Annotated in this window: 13 protein-coding genes; 9 read left to right on the top strand and 4 right to left on the bottom strand. The window is 67.7% G+C overall.

From position 1 onward, the window contains the following. Positions 1 to 65: 65 nt before the first annotated feature. Positions 66 to 800 (top strand): carbonic anhydrase, encoded by a 735-nt coding sequence (locus tag KPL78_RS13890; RefSeq protein WP_219763550.1) that lies wholly within the window; start codon positions 66 to 68, stop codon positions 798 to 800. Positions 801 to 997: 197 nt separating this feature from the next. After that, the gene (locus tag KPL78_RS13885; protein WP_219763549.1) at positions 998 to 2977 is read left to right on the top strand and encodes a PhoX family protein; all 1980 of its coding nucleotides are present in this window, start codon (positions 998 to 1000) and stop codon (positions 2975 to 2977) included. 552 nt (positions 2978 to 3529) lie between these two features. Here KPL78_RS13885 and KPL78_RS13880 read toward each other — a convergent pair. After that, the gene (locus tag KPL78_RS13880) at positions 3530 to 4042 is read right to left on the bottom strand and encodes a VOC family protein (RefSeq protein ID WP_219763548.1); all 513 of its coding nucleotides are present in this window, start codon (positions 4040 to 4042) and stop codon (positions 3530 to 3532) included. Positions 4043 to 4132: 90 nt separating this feature from the next. Between KPL78_RS13880 and KPL78_RS13875 the strand changes: the two genes are divergently transcribed. Beyond that, a complete protein-coding gene (locus KPL78_RS13875; RefSeq protein ID WP_219763547.1) occupies positions 4133 to 5746 on the top strand; it encodes an FAD-dependent oxidoreductase in 1614 nt (537 codons plus the stop codon). Positions 5747 to 5905: 159 nt separating this feature from the next. On the opposite strand, the gene KPL78_RS13870 is transcribed toward KPL78_RS13875, so the two are convergent. Then, entirely contained in the window at positions 5906 to 6655 is a 750-nt protein-coding gene (locus KPL78_RS13870) for an oxygen-binding di-iron domain-containing protein (RefSeq protein WP_219763546.1), read from the bottom strand. A 133-nt stretch (positions 6656 to 6788) separates the two neighbouring features. On the opposite strand from KPL78_RS13870, the gene KPL78_RS13865 reads away from it, so the two are divergent. Then, positions 6789 to 7358, top strand: coding sequence for a TetR/AcrR family transcriptional regulator (locus KPL78_RS13865; protein WP_219763545.1), 570 nt, complete (start codon positions 6789 to 6791; stop codon positions 7356 to 7358). A gap of 36 nt (positions 7359 to 7394) precedes the next feature. Here the strand turns inward: KPL78_RS13865 and KPL78_RS30205 are convergent, their stop codons facing one another. Continuing rightward, complete coding sequence (locus KPL78_RS30205) at positions 7395 to 7526, bottom strand: hypothetical protein (protein ID WP_255568973.1); 132 nt, start codon at positions 7524 to 7526, stop codon at positions 7395 to 7397. Between the two features lie 101 nt (positions 7527 to 7627). Between KPL78_RS30205 and KPL78_RS13860 the strand changes: the two genes are divergently transcribed. Next, complete coding sequence (locus KPL78_RS13860; RefSeq protein WP_219763544.1) at positions 7628 to 7813, top strand: hypothetical protein; 186 nt, start codon at positions 7628 to 7630, stop codon at positions 7811 to 7813. An 84-nt stretch (positions 7814 to 7897) separates the two neighbouring features. Here the strand turns inward: KPL78_RS13860 and KPL78_RS13855 are convergent, their stop codons facing one another. Then, a complete protein-coding gene (locus tag KPL78_RS13855; RefSeq protein ID WP_219763543.1) occupies positions 7898 to 9001 on the bottom strand; it encodes a hypothetical protein in 1104 nt (367 codons plus the stop codon). Between the two features lie 79 nt (positions 9002 to 9080). Between KPL78_RS13855 and KPL78_RS13850 the strand changes: the two genes are divergently transcribed. The 4 genes from KPL78_RS13850 to KPL78_RS13835 are packed head-to-tail and all read left to right on the top strand — an operon-like array spanning position 9081 to position 16643. Continuing rightward, positions 9081 to 11447, top strand: a complete 2367-nt coding sequence (locus KPL78_RS13850) for a hypothetical protein (RefSeq protein WP_219763542.1) — start codon at positions 9081 to 9083, stop codon at positions 11445 to 11447. 59 nt (positions 11448 to 11506) lie between these two features. Then, positions 11507 to 12325 carry an OmpA/MotB family protein gene (locus tag KPL78_RS13845; protein WP_219763541.1) on the top strand — a complete coding sequence of 273 codons (819 nt, stop codon included), beginning with the start codon at positions 11507 to 11509 and terminating at the stop codon, positions 12323 to 12325. Beyond that, positions 12322 to 13764 carry an EH signature domain-containing protein gene (locus KPL78_RS13840; RefSeq protein ID WP_219763540.1) on the top strand — a complete coding sequence of 481 codons (1443 nt, stop codon included), beginning with the start codon at positions 12322 to 12324 and terminating at the stop codon, positions 13762 to 13764. Before KPL78_RS13845 ends, KPL78_RS13840 begins: the two co-directional genes overlap by 4 nt. Continuing rightward, positions 13761 to 16643 carry a DEAD/DEAH box helicase gene (locus KPL78_RS13835; RefSeq protein WP_219763539.1) on the top strand — a complete coding sequence of 961 codons (2883 nt, stop codon included), beginning with the start codon at positions 13761 to 13763 and terminating at the stop codon, positions 16641 to 16643. Before KPL78_RS13840 ends, KPL78_RS13835 begins: the two co-directional genes overlap by 4 nt. The last annotated feature ends 81 nt before the right edge of the window (positions 16644 to 16724 follow it).

Here is a 16724-nt window from a genome sequence, read left to right as displayed (position 1 = left end):
TCGGCCCATGGCGGACCTTATGCACGCAAAAGTTGCGCGGCCGACGGCAGAATGACATTCCATTCATGGATCGTCATCTGGGGAGTGCTGACGCCATGTGTTTCGCCTGTCATCCGGGATCCGTCGGACGCCGTTCATTCTTCGCCGCGGGCGCGGCCCTGCTCGCCACGACGGTCGCCGCGCCACAGGCCCGGGCCCAGACCGCGGAGCGCCCGGCAACGCCCGATGCCGCGCTGCGCGCGCTGATGGAGGGCAATGCCCGCTATGTCGCCAACCAACCGCGGGAACGCGACTTCTCGGCCCGGCGCGCCAGCCTGGCGCAGAGCCAGCATCCCTTCGCGGCGGTCCTCGGCTGCGCGGATTCCCGCGTCGCGCCGGAACTTGCCTTCGACCAGTCGCCGGGTGACCTCTTCGTGGTGCGCGTGGCCGGCAATTTCGTCACCGCCGACGGGCTCGGCAGCCTGGAATTCGGGGCGGGCGTGCTCGGCACCCGGCTGATCCTCGTGCTCGGCCATACGAGCTGCGGTGCCGTGAACGCGACCGTCGACGCGCTGCGGCAGGGCAATACCCTGCCCGGCAACATCGCCGGCCTGGCCACCGCCATGAAGCCCGGCATCGAGCCGGCGCTCGCCCAGACGGGCGGGGACGTGACGCGGCGGGCCCTGGTCGCCAACGTCCAGTACAATGTCCGGCGGCTGGAGACGTCCTCGCCGATCCTGACCGATCTGATCGGGCGCGGCACGCTCGCCGTGAAGGGCGGAATCTACGACCTTGCGACGGGTCGCGTGGAACTCCTCTGACGCGGGCTGACGCGTCGGGGACGGCAGGGAAGGGGGCCACGCGGCCCCCTTTCGCGTTTGGGCTGCGGCGCGCGGATCGGTCGCAGATGCCGGCGCGTCCACGGCGACTCCAAACCGCAAAGAAAGTGTCATGTCACTGTCTTGGTAGCCCAGCACTCTCCGCCCGCCCCAGGTGATACCCAGGACGGAACAAGAACATGCCGGACAATCAGTCTTCCGACGCCGCCATCGAGCTCGAGCTCGAGGATATCGGCAGCAACCCCGATCCCCGTGAATCCATCGGCGAGATCATCGCCCGTCGCCTGTCGCGCCGCGCCGCGATGCGCGGCCTCGGCGGCGCCGCGGCGGCGCTGACCTTCGCCGACCAGCTCGTCGCCGGCGCCCAGCAGGCGGTCGCGCAGGGCGTGCCGATGACGGGCGGCCCCTCGACCCTGACCTTCCCTGAGCTGCGCCATCAGCTCGCCCAGCGCGACGCGGTGGCCGAGGGCTACGAGACGCAGATCGTCATGCGCTGGGGCGATGCCGTGCTGGCCGATGCGCCGGCCTTCGACCCTACGGCGCAGACCGAAGCGGCCCAGGCGCAGCAATTCGGCTACAACAATGACTTCATCGACTTCAAGCCGCTGCCGCAGGGCTCGCGCAGCGCCGATCACGGCCTGCTGGTGGTGAACCACGAATATACCGACAGCTCGATGATGTTCGCCGGCATCGGCACGGGCAGCGCGGCGCGGCTCCGCACCAATGCCGAGCAGGCGAAGGTCGAGCTGATGGCCCATGGCCTCAGCATCGTGGAGGTCCGCCGCACCGATGGCCGCTGGGCCGCCGTGCCGGCCGGCCGGTACAACCGCCGCATCACCGGCGCCACCGAGATGCGCATCAGCGGCCCCGCCGCCGGCCATGAGCTGATGAAGACCGGCGCCGACCAGACCGGCACCAAGGTGTTCGGCACGCTGAACAACTGCGCGGGCGGCAACACCCCCTGGGGCACGGTCCTGACCTGCGAGGAGAACTTCAACCAGTATTTCGGCGGCGCCGCCGCGCGCACCGGTGCGCTTGCCGAGATGTATCGCCGCTACGGCATTGTCGAGAACGCCTCCTATGCCTGGGGCCGCTTCGAGGATCGCTTCAACCTCGACAAGGAACCGAACGAGCCGAACCGCTTCGGCTGGGTGGTGGAGTTCGACCCCTACGACCCGCAGAGTGTGCCGGTGAAGCGTACCGCCCTCGGCCGCTTCAAGCACGAAGGCTGCACGCATGTCGTGAACCATGACGGCCGCGTGGTGCTGTATTCCGGCGATGATGAGCGCTTCGACTACGTCTACAAGTTCGTCACCGCGCGCCCCTGGAACCCGAATGACCGCGCTGCCAACCGCGATCTGCTGGACGAGGGCACGCTGTTCGTCGCGCGCCTCAGCGACGACGGGAAGGTGGCCTGGCTGCCGCTGGTCCATGGCCAGGGCCCGCTGACCGCCGAGAACGGCTTCCGCAACCAGGCCGAGGTGCTGATCAACACCCGCCGCGCCGCCGACCTGCTGCGCGCGACGCCGATGGATCGCCCCGAGGATGTCGAGACCAACCCGGTGACCGGCCGGACCTACGTCATCCTGACCAACAACACGAGCCGCGGCGAGGATCGCATCGACGGCGCCAATCCGCGGCCGCGCAACGCGCATGGCCACATCATCGAGATCGTGCCGCCCTCCGTGAACGGCCGTCCCGACCATGCAGCGACCGAGGCGCGGTGGGAGATCTTCCTGCTCGCCGGCAAGCCCGGCCAGGACGCCGGCGCGCGCTATCACCGCGCCACCAGCGACCAGGGCTGGCTGTCCTGCCCGGACAACTGCGCCTTCGACAGCAAGGGCCGCATCTGGATCGCGACTGATGGTGCGCCGAGCGCGGCGGGCGTGGCGGATGGGCTCTATGCGTCCGACACCCAGGGGCCGGGCAGGGCGCTGACGCGCCTCTTCTACCAGGCGCCGACGGGGGCCGAGGTCTGCGGGCCGTGCTTCACGCCGGACGACAGCACGATCTTCCTGGCCATCCAGCATCCGGGCGAGGATCGCGGGTCCACCTTCGAGCGGCCCTCGACCCGCTGGCCGGACTTCCAGGATACCATGCCGCCGCGGCCGGCCGTGATCGCCATCGTGAAGCGGGGTGGCGGCAGCATCGGGGCGTAATGCCAGCGGCCCGATTTCCTGACCTGTCGAACCGAGAGGGGCTTTGCCGCTCTCGGGGTCACCCCAGCAAAGGCCGAAGGGCCTTCCTGATGGCTGGTCTACTTCCGCCGAGGAAGATCGGAGGGGCGCCGCCCCTCCGAACCACCCCACCAGGTACTTGGAGTACCTGGACCGCACTCGGTTGGCGCAGGGCGGGGGGTAATGCTGGACCCTCGCAGCGCCTTCGGTGCGCAAGAGCGGGTTTCGGCCCGCCATTTTGCCAGCGGCGCTCGGCGCCAAGCGACGGTTTCCAAAGGCCTCGGGCCTTTGGCGGGGTGGTTTGGAGGGGCGGTGCCCCTCCAATTCCGCCCGCACCGGTCATTCCCCAGGGCCAAGGGCAAAAGGCAGCACCGGCTTCCGGCGCCGTTGAGGGGGGAGGGGCAGCGCCCCTCTCCCATCGCCGTCACCCACCATGCGTTGGGCAGCACTCCTTCGATGGCCGTCCCAACGGAGTCCTTCCGGGCTGCGGGAGGGCCCGCCGCCTTGGGCGGCTCGGCTAAACTCCCGTCCGCGTCAGTTCGCCTCAGCCAGCAGCGCGTTCAGGTCGAGCCGCCGCGTCACCATGGCGAGTTTCCCGCTCGCGTCCCGGGGCCAATCGGCCTCCGGCCGGTCGCGGTAGAGTTCGACGCCGTTGCCGTCCGGGTCGCGCAGGTAGAGTGCTTCCGACACGCCGTGGTCCGACGCGCCTTCCAGCGGCCACCCGGCTTCGAGCAAGCGCAGCAGCGCCTGAGCCAGCGCCTTGCGATCCGGGTAGAGCAGCGCGACGTGGAACAGACCGGTGGTGCCCGGCGGCGGCCAGGCGCCGTCCTTGCTCTCCCAGGTGTTGAGGGCGATGTGGTGGTGGTAGCCGCCGGCGGACAGGAAGACGGCCTGGTCGCCGTAGCGCTGCTGTTCTTCGAGCCCGATGACGTCGCGCCAGAAGCCGAGCGCACGCTCGATATTCGCGACCTTCAGATGAACATGGCCGATGCGGGTCGCCGGATGAATGGCGGTGCGGGTGATGGGCTGGGGCAGGGTGTCGGGCATTGGGGCGGTATCCTTTCGGTGCCGCAAATCTGGTGCGGTCGCCGATCCGATGCCAATGGGATCGGGGGATCATCACCATCGGCGGGGCCAATGGCGGAATATACGACGGATGTGCTCGTGCTCGGGTCGGGCTCGGCGGGGCTGACGGCGGCATTGACCGCGGCGGTGCGCGGATTGTCGGTCGCGGTGCTGGAGAAAACCGACCGGCTGGGTGGCACCACGGCGATGTCCGGGGCCGGCACCTGGATTCCAGCGAACCACCTGGCCGCGGCCGCCGGCATCGAGGACAGCGCCGAGGAGGCCCTGACCTACATCCGCGCCGCCGCGCCGGAAGGCTGGGCGGCGACAGAGGAGCCGCTGTGGCAGGCTTTCGTGGCCGCGGCGCCCGAGATGCTGCGCTTCGTCGAGGCCCATACCCCGCTGCGCTTCGCCCTGACGCCGGAGCCTGACCCACTGCGGACGTTGCCGGGCGCGAAACCGCGTGGGCGGATGATGTCGCCCCTGCCGCTCAGCCGCTGGCGGGCAGGGCGCTTCGCGCTCCGCATCCGCAAATCCACCATCCCCGAGATCTTCACCTATCACGAGGCGGTCACCACCGACCTCTACCACAAGCCCTATCGCACGGCCCTGGAGTTGTGGCCGCGGCTGCTTTGGCGGCTGCTGACCAACACCCGCGGCAAGGGCACGGCGCTGGTGACCGGGCTGGTGCGGGGCTGCCTCGATGCCGGGGTGACGATCGGCATGGGCGCCCGCGCGCTGTCGCTGACCCAGGACGCGACGGGGGCGGTGACCGGCGCGATCGTCGAACGCAACGGCCGGCGCGAGACCTGGACCGCCCGCGCCGGCGTGGTGATCGCGACCGGCGGCTTCGAATGGGACAAGGCGCTGATGGCGCGGCATTTCCCGGGCCCGCTCGACTATTTCGGCAGCCCCGGTGCGCATGAGGGCGATGGCCAGCGCATGGCCGAGGCGGCCGGCGCCGCATTGGCGCGGATGGACCAGGCGACGATCACACCTTCCATCCCCGTGCGCTACGAGGGACGGGTCCTGGCCCAGCCGGTGCCCTTCCATACCGAGCCCTACGCCATGCTGGTGGACCGCCATGGCGAGCGCTTCATGAACGAGCTGACCTTCAATATCGGCGAGGCCCTCGACCGCCGGGACCCGGCAACGGGCGAGCCGGTGCATCTGCCGGCCTGGGTCATCACCGACGCCCGGATGCTGGACGATGTCCCGCCGGTGCGCTGGGCGGCGAAGGCCGATCCGGGCTGGATGCGCCAGGCCGGGGACATCGCCGGCCTCGCTGCGCAGATCGGCGTGCCGGCGGCGGCGCTGGCCGCCAGCGTCGCCCGCTTCAACGCCTTCGCCGAGGCCGGCGAGGACCGGGATTTCGGCCGCCCGGCGCGGGCGGACGCGGCCTCGGCCGGGGACAAGCGGCGGCGGGCGGGGATCAAGCCGATCGTCCAGGCACCTTTCCTGGCCATGCCCTTCAGCCGGTCGATCCTCGGCACCAAGGGCGGCGCGCGGACCAACGAGCACGCCGAGGTGCTGCGACCGGACGGCAGCGTGATCCCGGGCCTTTTCGCCGCCGGCATCGCCATGGCGAACCCGATCGGCACGCGCAATGTCGGGACGGGGACGACGATCGGGCCGAACATGGCCTGGGGGTACATCGCCGGGCAGAGGCTGGCGCAGCGGAACTGACACCGGGGGGCGTGGCCTGTGCCAGGGGGCCGTCCTCGCGCGATACCGGCTGCTGCGCGGGCGGCCTTGGCGCAGGAGGGGGCTTGCCCTTCCGGTGGCCCCGCCAAGGCGCCTTGGCGTCGCGACCTTCGGAGCGATGCGGCAATGCCCCTCCAGGCATCAGACTGTGGCCGTCATGGCCCGCACCGCCCCGGATACGCGGCGATCATAGTCGTCGGCGAGCGCGCTCAGCGCGGTCGCACCGTCGCCCGTGAAGGACGGGCCGTGCATCAGCGCCAAGGTGCGCGGCGCCAGCGCGGCCAGGCTGCGGATGGTCGCGCCCATGGCGGGATTGAGTGCGGAGTAGCGGAACAGATCCTCGGCCGCGATCGCCGGGCCGACGACATCGCCTTCCGTCAGGGCGCGGTCGTTGCCGAGCTGGGTGAAGAGGTCGCCGCACAACAGGGTCCGCGTCGATTCCTCGAACATGACCCCGGCGTCCCAGCCATGGGGCGTGTGCGGCGTGTCGATGAAGCGCAACCGCTTGCCGCGGCCGAGGTTGATCACCTCGCCATCCGCCAGGATGCGCGGGGCGCGGTCGGCGAAGTCGGTCAGCGAGACCAGGCAGCCGGTCTGGCCATGTGCCGGCGTCGCCTGCGGCGCGGCGGCAAGCCATTCGTTCATCGCGCCGCATTCATCGGCCTCGAAATGGCCGAAGGCGATCCAGCGCAGGTGCTCGGCGGGGATGATGCGGGCCAGCGCCGCGTGGTTGAGCGGGAACATCCGTCGCAGCCCGGTGTGGAACATCAGCGGCTCGTCGCCGAGGACGAGGAACTGGTTGAAGGTGAAGCCGGCCGGCGGGGCGATGTCCGGCACGAAGGTGGACAGCCGGAAGATGCCGTCGGCGATTTCGTCGATGCGCGTTTCCATGGGGGGCTCCGTCTGATGGGACGCCGCCGGGTGGGGCTGGGTCGCGGCGGTATTTTCGTGATACGTATTTGTGTAGCCAAATTAGGATGAGGTGCGCAACAATGATTACACGGATGTGTGTATCGAAAATCACATGACGCGGACCTACACGCTGAAGCGCCGGGCCGAGCAGCAGGCGCAGACCCGGCTTCGCATCGTGGAGGCCGCGGTCGACCTTCACGGCACGCAAGGCCCGGCGCTGACGACGCTGAGCCAGATCGCCGAGCGCGCCGGCGTGCAGCGCCACACGCTCTATGCGCATTTTCCCGATGAGCGGAGCCTCTTCCTCGCCTGCTCGGAACTGTCCCTGGTGCGCGATCCGCTGCCGGACCCGGCGCCCTGGGGGGCGATCGCGGAGCGCGGGGCGCGGCTGCGCACGGGCCTCGCGGCGCTCTACGGCTGGTATGCCCGCAACGCCATGCTGGCCGCCTGCGTGTTGCGCGACGCGGAATTCCACGCCCTGACGCGGGAGGTCGCGGCGCTGCGCCTGGGCCCGCCCATGGCTGCCTGCGAGGCCGTGCTGGGGGAGGGACTCGCCCCGCCCCAGGCCGCGATGCTGCGGCTGGCGATGAGCTTCTTCACCTGGCGCACGCTGGTGCAGGAGGCCGGCCTGGGCGATGCCGCGGCCGCGACGATGGCGCGCGCGGTCGAGCAGGCCGGGTGAGGGGCGGCGTGCCCCGCCCGGCCCGCGATCCGGCGCTCAGACGAAGGCGAGATCGGATGCGGTGAGGGTCACGCCGCCGGTCGTGGTGGCGAACTCGACCCAGCTGCGAAATTCCGCCGCGCCGGGGTCGTCATCAGCATTGACCTCAAGATAGCCGGCCGTGCCCAACGCATCGCTCAGGAAGCGCGCCTGGCCGCGCGTGCTGAAGGCGCCCCCATCCCCTCGGCGAAGGCCTGCCTGCCGCCGCGGCGGCCGAGGCGGAAGCGGCCATGCTGTCCCTCCTGCGCGAGGGGGCGGCGATCGACCAGATCGAATTGTCGGAACAGACCCGCGTCGCGGAGGCGATGGATCGCGGCTGGATCCTGCGGGACCACGTGCGGCGGGACCCGGCCCGACGGGCCGGGGAACCGCGGTCCCATGTCGGGAAACGGTGGTGTAGGAAAGGGAACCGGTAAAATACACTCTCTGAGCGGGAGGCGTGGCGAAGGCATCATGGTATCGATGCAGACGTAATTCGCCGGAGAGAGCAACCGATAGCCTCACGCCTCGTGGCAGATAGTCCGCCGAAGCCAGACGAGGTCACGTTCCTGGTCGCCCTTGTGGGACAGCAGGACCGACCACTGCAATCCTCCGCGACTGGCACGTGCATAGACGCGCCCCGCGTCGTCCTCGCCGTTGCTGACATGGCGTTCCCACCAATCGTCCATGCCGCGCAACTTCTTCCATGCGGGCGGCAGACGCGGGCCGCCTTGGGACAGTTCGCGGAGTGCACGGTAGAATCCGGAGCGGTCACGGAACTCCCCGCTCGCAACGACGAGACTGTCACGCAGCAACTGCATACCGGGCAGCAGCGTTTCCAGCACGGCAGCAACCTCGTCCTGCAGGCGACGCGCAAGGCGTGGCGATGCCTGGGCGGAAGCCGGCGCCTCCACAGCCGGCGATGCCGTCGACACTACGGCCGCAGGCGTCGCTCTCTCCTTTGCCAACTCTCGGTTCGCGTCATCGAGAGCGGCTTCCAGCGTGGCGATGCGCGCGACCAACTCCGCCGCGCTGCCAGCGTCCGCTCGTAGCCGCGCGACTTCACCCCGCAGCGCGACAGCCTCCGTCCGCAAGCGCTCCAACTCGGATCTCACCAGACGCTGGCGGAGGCCTTCGGAGGCTTCGCTTACGGCCTGCGGAACGCCAAAGGGATGGCCCAGAACACCCTCAATCAGTCGCCGGAGTTCGCCTCCGCCCGGTGGGCGAGCAATGCGGACGAACCAGTCCGCTGCGAAGCCATCGACCGGATCGCCGAGCCAAGCACCGCTGCGCAGTACGGCTAGGCCCGCTCCGCGAAGATGCGATGCCGCCCCGTCACGGTCCGTGACGGTACCTGCCAACAGGATCCAGGCCTCCTCCGCCCCCTCCACAATGCCCCAACGGAGCGATTGCTCAGTTGTGCCGACGTCCCGTGCCGGCGGCAGGCACTCGGCCGGCGCTATACCCGGCCCCGCGACATCGATTGCCCCATCGTCACGCAATGGATAGGCAAGCCCACGCCAGACAGCCGCCTGCCGGCCATCGCGCAGCCGCAGCAGGCGACAGGTGCGATCCTCCAGCGGTCGGTCAGCATCCAGAACCCGGACCAGGACGGTGGAAGTCATCTGGCAAACAGCCTGAGCCCTTGATTGTTTTGCATCGATCGTCGCGCCAAACTTATTAAAACTGGGGCCTACAGGAAACATGCATCTCATAGCGCCGATCATTGCGAGCAGTTGGGTTGTTTGGTCAGTAGTCGGCCTGCTCGTGGCGTGGGCCGTGCTTTCAGCAGCCCGCCTCGTGTCCGGCACGCGCGCTGTGTCGAAGGCACTGGCCGAAGCGCGGCAGCGGCTTGAATCGGTGTCTGATGCCCCCGGCTTCACGCGCACCTATGAAAGCCTTTCGGCGGAACTGGCGAAGATCCCTCTGGTGGGTGGGCGCTGGCGCGAATTTCGTGATTCGCTGCTAATCCCGAAAGATCAGGACCAGGTCGGCGTAGTCCGGGCGACCAGCCGTGCGGGGGACTGGTTCGACGTCGGTTCCCTGCTGCGGGCGGTCGGAGTCGATACCCGCTATCACGCAGCGATGCCGAACTTGCTGGTAGGTGCCGGCCTCCTCTTCACCTTCCTTGGGTTGGCCGCGGCGCTCGGCACAGCAGGCGGCATCGTCGCAGGGGAACCGGCTCAAGAGATCGCCCGCAGGACCGTCGTGGAGGCGCCGGTCCAGGAGACAGCCAGCCGGCCCTTACCGGTCAATTCGGTCCAGACCGAGCGCAACCGAGCACTAAAGAACCTGCTCGATACTGCCTCATTTAAGTTCATCACCTCTCTCGTCGGCCTTTTCTTGTCCATTTCATATGCGTTACTTCGTAAAGATAGTCTCAAGAGAACGGACTCCGAGCTCGATCGGTTTCTGGAGGCGGTCGAAGTCAGGGTACCGCTCGTCACGCCCGCAGCCCTTCAGGCTGAGGCCAACCGCATTCTCTCGAAGCAGCACGAGCAACTCCAGTCTTTCAACACGGACCTCGCAATCAACATCGGTACAGCGCTCGACAGGGCGTTCGATCAGCGCCTTGGTGAGCACGTCGGGCCACTGGCCCAGGCCGTTCAGCAATTGGCGGCCGGCATGTCCTCCCGCAACGAGGATGCCATCCAGACGATGCTCGACGCCTTTCTAGAGCGTCTTCAGGGCGGTACCGGGGATCGCATGCAGCAGGTGGCGGACACCCTTTCGAGCCTCGGCAGCCGGCTCGAAGGGGTGCAGAGCAGCCTTGGCGATGCTGCTGTCCGCATGGCGCAAGCAGCCGACTCGATGGCAACGCGGATGGGGGAAGGCGCCGAAAGGGCTCTTGGCCGCATCACCGATCAGATGACGGGGGTTGTGGAAGCGCTACGAGCCACGGCGGAACAGACCCGGGCGGTCGGCACCGATGCCGGGGAGAAGCTCTCGGCGCGCATCGAGGCTGCCGCGAGCACCTTCGAGGTGGCAGCTCGGCAGGTGGCCGAGACGCTCTCAGCTGCGGCCAACGATATGCAGCGCCGCATGGGTGAAGAGTCGCAGGCATCGAATGCCCGGCTTGCTGAGCAATTCGCCGCCATGCTGGGCGAGCTCCGCTCGCTCGCCGAGGCCAGCCGGACGGCCGGATCCTCCGCTTTCGAGGCGCTAGCGGAGCGGATCGCGGCGGCTGCCTTGGGGTTCGAAGCCACCGCGGCGAACGTTGCTGCGATCCTGGAGAAGGCGGGAGAAGCGTCTGGGGGTGCACTCGGACGTGGCGCCGAAGACGCCGTCCAGCGCATCGCCGAGGCAACCGAGGGGATGCGAAACGAGCTTCGCGCGATGTTGGAGGAACTGCGGACGAGCGTCGGCGCTGCGGGCGAAGTGGTCCGCGAACAGGCGACGGCAGGCGGAGAAGTTCTGCGAGTTTCGCTAGGCGAAGCAGGGACGGCGCTGGCAGCAGCGCTCGCCGAGGCGGCCAAGGGTGTCACTGACGCCGGTACCGCTTCCGCCGCGGCTTTGCGTGAGGGCGGGGAGGCTGCTGGCGCGCATCTCCAATCTGCTGGCAGTGCGGTGGCGGCTCGGATGGAAGGTATGGGTGCGCAAGCCCGGCTGCTCGGAGAGGCTGCCGAGCGCATCGCCGCCAGAATCGCGGACTTGGAGAGTGTCGTGACCGCTTCGTCCGCTCCGTTCGCCGTCGGCGCCGCAGACCTCAAAGCAGCCGGAGCAGCGGCCAGGGATGCCGTCCAGCCGCTTCGCGCCGTTGCAGAAGGTTTGCGCGCAGCGATGGAACAGATCGCCGGTGCCGTGGCGCGCCTCGAAGGCACGCAGACGACGAGTGGCAGACTCATGGAGGGGCTGACCCAAGCCGCCGCCCGATTCGAAGGCGTGGATAAGGAACTCGCCCGCACCCTCGACGAATTGCAGAAGGGGCTCAAAGGCTTCACTGGGCAGGTTGCCGCCTTCGTCACGCAGACTGATAGCAATCTTGCGAAGGCAACGAGCCATCTGGGCGCAGCAGTGAAGCAGCTCGAGGAGACGCTGGGTGACTTCCTCGACCAAATGAAGAAGCGCTGACCATGGCGCGTAGCACGACAGAGCCGGACGCGGAGGGAGGCGAAGGATACTTCGCCTCGGTGAGCGACCTGATGGTCGGGATCCTCTTCATATTTCTGCTGATGCTCACCGTCTTCGCGCTGAACTACCGCGACGCGGAACGGGATCAGGTCGTCGCGCTCGATCGTTATGAACGTCTCCGCTTGCAGAACGAGCGACTGCAGACCGCGCTGGACGCCGTGATCGCCCGTCTTCAGCAGGAGATCCGCGAGCGCGAGCAGGGGCGGGCCGAGCTACTGGACCGCCTCAAATCGGAATTGGAGCGACACCGCTTCCCAGACGGACGTAGAATGCAAGTCCGGATCGACCAGCAGTCGGGCGTTTTGCGTCTGTCGGAGGACGTGCCCTTCAACACCGGAAGCGCCGATCTGTTGGGGCGCGCCCAGCAAACAGTTCAGGTTCTCGCCGAGACCCTCGGGCGGATCCTCCCCTGCTTCACCAACGGCACCACCGATCGCTCGCGCTGTGGCCCCCGAGATGCACCCATCCTGGAAGCCGTGTTCATTGAAGGCCACACGGACCAGCAAGGCTTCACCAACCAAACCGCCGAGCAATCCGTGCTGCAGAACGACCGGCTCTCAGCGAGCCGGGCACTCAGCGTTTTCGCCGAGCTGCGACGGCTGCAGCCCTCGCTCGACGAGTTGCGGAACGCTGACGGTGTACCGCTGCTCGGGCTCTCCGGCTACGGCCAACGGCGGCCCGTTGCATGGGGCACGACGGAGGTAGCCTTTGCCCAGAACCGTCGCATCGATCTGCGATTCCTCCTCTCCTCGCGGACGTCGGAAGAGGTGCAGCGGCTGATCGAGCAGGTCGAGGCGCTTCGACGGCTGCCGCCATGAGCCACGCCCGTGATGCGCTTGGCCGGCTCAAGGCTGGCATCACCTTGGTGCCCCGTGCTTTCGACCAATTGTCGAAGTCACCCAGCCAGCGCGCGGCCGCACAGCTTGAGACCATGTTCCAGGGGATCCGCATCCCCTCCGCGACCGACCTCGAGGCGCTGCGCAAGCGAATGCAGGCGGTATTCACCGGCGGGGACAAGGTGCCTATCACCCGACGCGAATTGCGCAATGCCGTCTGGATTCTGTGGAACGGATCGCCACAAGGAGCGGCCATTCCGGGTTTGATGGAGGCCATGATCGGAGCCGCGAGCGCTTCGCCTCGCCTCATCCGCGCGATGATCGAGGCCTGGTTGCGCGACTACGCGGCAGACAGCGGAGTCGCACGGGAGGGCGGCCTCGCTATACGCAGGTTGCTCCGAGCCTCGCAGGATGCCCTTCTGCAGCGTTGGCAGGAGGCCGATCGTGACTTCGCCATCTTCGACGCTAGCAAAGGCGTGCCGCGGATTGCGAAGGCCTTGCTGTCGGGCCGACAGGAGGTTGGCCAAATCTGGATGGCGATCGGTCTCGATGACTCATTCCGCGCGACCGGCGGCTACATGCGGGCCGTCCTATCGGAGCTGCTGGCGATGCTGCCGGCGGTGCTTCGCGGCAGTGATGCGCGCGTCATGCTCGACCGCAGCCTTGCGGTGCTGGCGCCGGACGACAAGCTTCGCTTCGGGCAGGAGATGCGGGGTGCCGTGGGCCGCGGCCTGCTTGGTGCGTGGCTCGATGCAGGGCGTGCCCCGGACGCGGCTCTGCGGGATCCCGTGCGGGACTTCCTCCTGCGGCATCTCGGGGATCCGCGAACGCGCGCTCCGAACTGGACCCCTGTCGGCGATACCGCAACGGCACTGATGCGCCGCTGGCTCGCACGCGCCTCTCTCGACGCCTTCTTCGACTTGATTGACGAATACGCGCTGGACCATCAGTGGCGTTATCGCAAGGCGTTCTGGTCTGCGTACCTCGAGCGAGGCGCCATTGAGGATGCCTGGCTCGCCCTCGGCTATCGGGTTGGATCAGCCGCCCGCGCAGTGCGCGATCTTGCCGGCGCCCACGGGCGCCTCGAGGGTGGCGGCGTGCAGGGCAATCAGTCCGTGCTGCTCATGCACATTGGCCCGCTTGTCGTCTGCGAGTGGAGCCACAACGGCAAGTTACGTGCATGGCCAAGGGACTGGGCGAATGCACCAGCACTGCATCGCCAGACCTACGCGCGGGATGATCTAGTCAGCAAGGGGCTCCCTTTCCCGCCGAGTCCGGAGACCGGCGTGGGAGGATCCGCTGACGGGATGGGGCTAGTGCATAGGGGCTCCGATAACGGCGTGTGGCAGGGCAGCGCGGCGGAGCTGATCGCACGGAAAGCCCGCATCACGCTCACCCGCTCCAACTGGATGCCGACATGACGCTGCGCTTGACCCATCGTGTATCATCGGAATGGACGGAGATCCGACTGGAAGGGCCCGATGCGGCCGTGCCCATCGATCTGTGGGCGCTCGAAGCGCCCGCCCCTCTGCTGCCGGGCGTGGATCTGGCGCAACGCCTCATCGCGGCTGGCAGTGCCATTGCAGAGGGCGAGGCGCTGCTGGTCGAACACCAAGCGATCGCTGGACTGAGTGCCCGCGAGGCTGCAGTTGTCGGCCTGCCACCGGCGACCGGACTACGCGCGGTGGTGGAAGGCCACGGCAACTTGGTCCATCCTGGCTTCCGAGCCGTACTTTCCTGGCAGCGCTCGAACGGCCAAGCGGTGCTTGGCGTAGAGCGAATCGGCGCGTGGCTTCGGGTTGGCGCCGAACTGCAGCGGCTTCCGACGACCCTACTTGATATCGCGGAGGCCGTGGACAGCCTTGCCGCCGCTTCGGCCGACGACATGGCCGCACGGCTCGCGGCAATCGCGGCCCTTCGCGAAGCGCTGCCCGCAGCCGAACTGCAGGGAGAAGTCTCAGCGCGGGGGCTACTCGGTAGGATCACCATTGTTCAGGCGGATGCTTTCTCCCTGGACCTCCAGGGGGAGGGAGACGCGCTGAGCCTTGTGCCTGTCCTCCATCGCAGCGGCGCCGAGACTTCGGAGCCAATCCTGGCGCCCGAGAAACAGCGTCGCTTTGGCGAGGAGCAGTTCCAAGGGTTTACGACTGCTCGCCCAGTCTACACGCTCGGCGATGGTTGGATCGTGGTGCTCGCACCGCCGCTTCGTCGTGCGCTGGCAGAGGTGCGTCGCATCTCCTCGGCGCCGCCGGCGACGCGGCGCGCCTTTGCCGCTTCCCCACGCGCGTTCCTGCGCGAGGTCCTTGGGGACGAGACGGACCCGACTGTTTTCGAGCAGGTGTTCCAGGAGACGCCTGTTTGGTCGGAGCGCGTGGTGGGCCTTGGACTTTGGACGAGACGCGTGCTGCCGTGGGTTCCATTGCCCGCGACGGATTGGTTCGGTCCCCAAGGGAATGAAGGTGAGGCAGCAGGTGGTGAGGCCTCCGCTGGCGGGATCGAAGTAGACGGCCGCCCGATTGCATTAAGCCGGGATGAGATCCTGGCCTTGCAAAGCCGGATCGAGGAAGCGATCGGAGCAGGCAGACCGAACATAGATCTCATTGTGGCGGGCGAGCGGGTCGAGATCCCTGCCCGCCACGAGACCCTTGAGGCGCTGCAGCAGGCCGAGGCTGCATTGATGCGGCCGGCGCGCGCACCGAAGAACACCGGGCCGGCTCCCGAGGCGTTGCTGATTAAACCCAACGAGGAGGAGCTTGATGTTGAGGAGGACGTAGCCCCAGCGCGTCCTGCACCGCTGCATCGCCTACCACAGGCGCTTGCGACGCGACCGATGCCGCACCAGGCCGAAGGTATCACGTGGCTGCAGCGCGCATGGTCGAGAGGCCTTCCGGGCGTACTGCTTGCCGACGACATGGGTTTGGGGAAGACCCTGCAGGGATTGGCCTTTCTCGCCTGGCTCCGCGAAGGGATGACGGCAGGCTTAATCCGACGAGCGCCGATCCTAATCGTCGCGCCGACGGGTTTGCTGGAAAACTGGCGCGCGGAGCATGACCGGCACTTGCTCGCTCCCGGCTTGGGACGCTGTGCAGCCGCCTATGGCAGTGGTTTGGCGGCAATGCGAAGACGGGACCATGACGGTCGGCCTGCACTCGATGTCCGAAAGTTGCGAGAGGCGGACTGGGTGCTGACGACTTATGAAACGCTGCGCGACTACGACCGCGACTTCGGCGAGGTGCGTTTTGCTGCATTGCTCTTCGATGAGGCCCAGAAGATCAAAACTCCGGGTGTGCGCCTGACCGACGCCGCGAAGGCGATGCAGGCGGAGTTCCGCGTCGGCCTTACCGGAACGCCAGTCGAGAACCGTCTTGCGGACCTCTGGTGCATCGTTGACGCCGTTCATCCCGGCTGCCTCGGCGACCTGAAGTCGTTCAGCGCGCGCTTCGAGCGGAACGCCGACACCGAGACGCTGCGGCGTTTGCGTGAAAGCCTCGATCGGGAGAGGGAGAGGCAGCCCCCTCTGCTCTTGCGTCGTCTGAAGGAGGATCGCCTGCCAGAGCTTCCAGCCTGCGAAGTGATGGTGCGGACGGCCGTCATGCAGGCCATGCAACTGGAGGAATACGAGGAAACCATTCGGTCAGCCCAGGATGCCTCGCGACGCGGTTCGGTTCTGGAGGCACTGCAGCGACTGCGCGCCATTTGCCTGCATCCGGACAGCGGGATTGAGATCGGGGATGCGGCATTCATCGCCAGCTCCGCACGCCTGAGCGTTGCAATTGAGGCACTCGACGAGATCGCGGCAAAGGGCGAGCGAGCCCTGATCTTCCTTGATGACCTAGCCATGCAAGCGCGCCTGGCGGGCCTATTGCAACGACGCTATCGCTTGCCCGCCACGCCCATGGTCATCAACGGCACGGTAGATGGTAGGGCAAGACAGGCCCGCGTCGACAGTTTCCAGGCTTCCAACGCGGGTTTCGATATCATGCTGCTTTCTCCGCGGGCCGGCGGCGTTGGGCTCACGCTCACCGCAGCCAATCATGTCATCCATCTCTCACGTTGGTGGAACCCGGCGGTTGAGGACCAATGCAATGGCCGCGTCCTTCGCATTGGCCAAATGCGGCCAGTCACCATTCATGTTCCGGTGGCCATGCTGCCGGACGCCAGGCGGTCTTTCGACCAGAATCTCCATGCCTTGCTTGATCGAAAGCGGCGCCTGATGCGAGAGGCATTGGTGCCATCCGTGCCGACTGAAGGCGAGCGAGAACAGCTACTAGAAGAAACAGTGGGCGGTGGCAAAGGCTAGCGACCGACTGCGGCCAGGACTCCATCGAAGCTGCGCGCCGCCTCCGCACACCGACCATGACATGATTTTCTTCGTCTTGGG

Source organism: Roseomonas alba (assembly GCF_019430885.1).
Classification (GTDB): Bacteria; Pseudomonadota; Alphaproteobacteria; order Acetobacterales; family Acetobacteraceae; genus Neoroseomonas; species Neoroseomonas alba.
The sequence above is the reverse complement of the archived record's forward strand: the minus strand, read 5'-3'. Positions and strand labels throughout refer to the sequence as shown.